This is a genomic window from Bradyrhizobium pachyrhizi (assembly GCF_001189245.1).
Lineage (GTDB): Bacteria > Pseudomonadota > Alphaproteobacteria > Rhizobiales > Xanthobacteraceae > Bradyrhizobium > Bradyrhizobium pachyrhizi.
Map to the genome: position 1 here is coordinate 175,880 of NZ_LFIQ01000024.1, position 3,395 is coordinate 179,274.

Annotated in this window: 5 protein-coding genes; 3 read left to right on the top strand and 2 right to left on the bottom strand. The window is 64.7% G+C overall.

What is annotated here, in order from left to right; all coding sequences use genetic code 11:
* The 3 genes from AKL29_RS01670 to AKL29_RS01680 form a co-directional block, all read left to right on the top strand.
* Nucleotides 1–568, top strand: a 568-nt coding sequence (locus tag AKL29_RS01670; RefSeq protein ID WP_244481670.1) for an SDR family NAD(P)-dependent oxidoreductase, incomplete at its 5' end; no start/stop codon positions are given.
* Nucleotides 569–631: 63 nt separating this feature from the next.
* Nucleotides 632–1,051 (top strand): acyl-CoA thioesterase, encoded by a 420-nt coding sequence (locus AKL29_RS01675; protein ID WP_050382615.1) that lies wholly within the window; start codon nt 632–634, stop codon nt 1,049–1,051.
* A gap of 88 nt (nt 1,052–1,139) precedes the next feature.
* On the top strand, nt 1,140–2,288 hold the full coding sequence (locus tag AKL29_RS01680; protein WP_028336534.1) for an ABC transporter substrate-binding protein: 1,149 nt from the start codon (nt 1,140–1,142) through the stop codon (nt 2,286–2,288).
* A gap of 127 nt (nt 2,289–2,415) precedes the next feature.
* Here the strand turns inward: AKL29_RS01680 and AKL29_RS01685 are convergent, their stop codons facing one another.
* Both AKL29_RS01685 and AKL29_RS44145 read right to left on the bottom strand, forming a co-directional pair.
* Entirely contained in the window at nt 2,416–2,811 is a 396-nt protein-coding gene (locus AKL29_RS01685) for an endonuclease domain-containing protein (protein ID WP_050382617.1), read from the bottom strand.
* A gap of 259 nt (nt 2,812–3,070) precedes the next feature.
* Nucleotides 3,071–3,395: ATP-binding cassette domain-containing protein (locus tag AKL29_RS44145; RefSeq protein ID WP_347336970.1), on the bottom strand; the 325-nt coding region annotated here is incomplete at its 5' end.

Genomic DNA, 3,395 nt, shown 5'->3' on the forward strand with positions numbered 1-3,395 from the left:
AGCCGCGGTCGCTGCCGCCGCCAAGGCGCACGGCCCGGCGCGCGTACTGGTCAATTGCGCCGGCATCGGGGTGGCCAAACGCGTGATCGGCCGCGAGGGGCCGATGGCGCTGGCCGACTTCGACAAGGTGATCAAGGTCAATCTGATCGGCTCGTTCAACATGCTGCGGCTTGCCACTGCTGACATGGCCAAGTTCGAGCCGCTCGCAACCGGCGAGCGCGGCGTCGTGATCTCGACGGCCTCGGTCGCGGCCTATGACGGCCAGATCGGGCAGGCGGCCTATTCGGCATCGAAGGGCGGCATCGTCGCGATGACGCTGCCGATCGCGCGCGAACTCGCGCAGTTCGGCATCCGCGTGCTGACCATCGCGCCCGGTCTGTTCATGACGCCCTTGCTGGCCGGCCTGCCGCAGGAAGCGCAGGATTCGCTCGCCGCCGCGATTCCGTTCCCGCGCCGGCTCGGCCAGGCCGACGAGTTTGCCTCGCTGGCGCTGCACATGATCGACAACCCCTATCTGAACGGCGAAGTGGTGCGGCTCGATGCCGCGCTCCGGATGGCGCCGCGCTGAAGCATGATCCGGAAGAGCATAAAGCGCGCTTCCGGATCGCTCATGCTCGATCAAGGATAAACCATGTTCGTCAATCGGCGCGACGTGCAGATCCAGTGGGGCGATTGCGACCCCGCCAACATCGTCTACTACCCGCGCTACTTCGCGATGTTCGACGACTCGACCTCGATCATGTTCGAAGCCGCCGGTTGCTCGAAGCAGGACCTCGTCCACAAATACGGCCTGGTCGGCATTCCCATGGTCGACACGCGGGCGAAATTTCACATCCCGTCGACCCATGGCGACTGGATTACCATCGAAAGCCGGATCGAGAGCATCAAGCGCTCGAGCTTCGAGGTGGTGCACCGCGTGTTCAAGGGTGAGGCGTTGGCGATCGAGGCGTTCGAAACCCGGGTGCTGGTCGGCCGCCACCCGGACGATCCCGCCAAGCTGAAATCGGCGCCGTTTCCGCAGGAGATTATTGACCGCTTCATGAAGGGCTGACTCGCACCCCCTCATGACCTAAAGAAGGGGCTGAATTGGCCCGCAAAACCGGTTTAAACCCAAAAAACTTAACTGCAGGGAGGAATGAATGAGGAAGGCCACTCTCGCCGCGGCGCTCGCAGCAGCCATCGCGCTGCCGGGCGCGCCCGCACTGGCGCAGACCAATGAAATCACCATCGGTATCTCGATCTCGACTACGGGTCCTGCCGCGGCGCTCGGCATTCCCGAGCGCAACGCGCTCGATTTCGTGCCGAAGGAGATCGGCGGCGTACCACTGAAGCTGATCGTGCTCGACGACGGCGGCGATCCGACGGCTGCGACCACCAACGCGCGGCGCTTCGTCACCGAGTCCAAGGCCGACATCATCATGGGCTCCTGCACCACGCCGCCGTCGATCGCGGTGTCGACGGTCGCCAACGAGGCCGGCATCCCGCATTTCGGCCTCGCGCCGTTCCCGATCAACGAGGCGCGCATGAAGTGGTCGGTCGACCTGCCGCAGTCGATTCCGATCATGGGCAAGGTGCTCTACGAGCACATGAAGGCGCACAACATCAAGACCGTCGGCTATATCGGCTATTCGGATTCCTACGGCGACCTCTGGGTCAACGACTTCAAGGCGCAGGCCGTGCCGATGGGCCTGACCATGACCGACGAGGAGCGCTTCGCGCGTCCGGATACCTCGGTCGCCGGCCAGGTGCTGAAGCTCGTCGCCGCCAATCCCGACGCCATCCTGGTCGGTGCTTCCGGCACCGCCGCGGCGCTGCCGCAGACCGCGCTGCGCGAGCGCGGCTACAAGGGTTTGATCTACCAGACCCACGGCGCCGCCAGCATGGACTTCATCCGCATCGCCGGTGCGGCCGCGGAAGGCGTCATCATGTCGGCCGGTCCGATCATGTCGCCGGAAACCCAGCCCGACAGCGCGCTGACCAAGAAGCCCGGCCTCGCGCTGAATACGGCCTATGAAGCCAAGTACGGCGCCAACAGCCGCAGCCAGTTCGCCGGCCACTCCTACGATGCCTTCGAGGTGATGAAGCGCGTCATCCCGGTGGCGCTGAAGACCGCCAAGCCCGGCACGCCGGAATTCCGCGAGGCGATCCGCAAGGCGTTCATCTCCGAGAAGGAGATCGTCGCGACCCAGGGCGTCTACAACTGGACCGAAAAGGATCGCTACGGCCTCGACGACCGTTCGCGCATCCTGCTGACGGTCAAGGACGGCAAATACGTCCCGGCGATGTAAGTTGGCTCACCATCCGTGAAACGAAGAAGCCGGTCCCGATGCGGGCCGGCTTTTTCCTTACCCTCCCCTGGAGGGGGAGGGTCGCTTCGCATCGCGGGAGCGATGTGAAGCGGGGCAGGGTGAAAGTCTATCGCCGCCGGTGGTGCCTCAATGGCACGGCTTCCGCCTCGCGAGTGCCGTAGAGTTCGACATAAATCCGCTCCAGCACGGCACTGAGGTCAGCCGTGATCTCCGAATTCCAGAAGCGGATGACGCGATATCCCTCGTTCTCCAGCCATTGCTGCCGCTCGCGATCGCGCAGTGCAGTGTCATCGTCGTTGTGGTGTCCACCGTCGAGCTCGATGATCATCCGCTTGGCCGGGCAAAAGAAGTCGACGACATAGGGACCGATCGCGGCTTGCCTTCGAAAATGCGTTCCGTCCGTTGGCAGCTCTCTCAGCCCGCGCCACAGGATTCGTTCATGCGGCGTCGTGTCGGCGCGCAGCTTCTTCGCAGCCGCTCTTAGGATCGATGCTGAGACCATTTGCGCGGCTTCACCCCACCCCGATCGCACCCGCGATGCTGCGCATCGCCGCGTGCCCTCGACCCTCCCCCTCCAGGGGAGGGTGAAGTGGAGCGCAATCTTCGCGCGAATGCAAGTCGATGGACGGCTCTTACCCTCCCCTGGAGGGGGAGGGTCGCTTCGCAGCGCGAGTAGCGATGCGAAGCGGGGTGGGGTGACGGTCTATCGCCGTCGGCAGTACCTCAATCACCACTGGCAACCGACGTACAACAAGGGCAATCTAAATCGCGCTCTCGCCTTCGTGCTGGAAGCCGAGATAGCTCGCGGCGACGCCCTTGTTGGCGGCGATGTCCTTGGCGGTACCTGACAGCACGAACTCGCCGAGCTCCATGACATAGGCGCGGTCGGCGATCTGCAATGCGGCCTGGGCGTTCTGCTCGACCAGGAGCACCGAGACGCCGGCAGCGCGGAGCTCGCCGACGATGCGGAAGATGTCGGCGACGATGATCGGGGCGAGGCCGAGGCTCGGCTCGTCCAGCATCAAGAGCTTCGGCGCGCCCATCAGCGCGCGGCCCATCGCCAGCATCTGCTGCTCGCCGCCGGAC

Excerpts from the sequence above, each read along its gene's own strand:
- AKL29_RS01675 (WP_050382615.1), top strand. The coding sequence starts at position 632 with ATGTTCGTCAATCGGCGCGACGTGCAGATCCAGTGGGGCGATTGCGAC.
- AKL29_RS01680 (WP_028336534.1), top strand. The coding sequence starts at position 1,140 with ATGAGGAAGGCCACTCTCGCCGCGGCGCTCGCAGCAGCCATCGCGCTG.
- AKL29_RS01685 (WP_050382617.1), bottom strand. The coding sequence starts at position 2,811 with ATGGTCTCAGCATCGATCCTAAGAGCGGCTGCGAAGAAGCTGCGCGCC.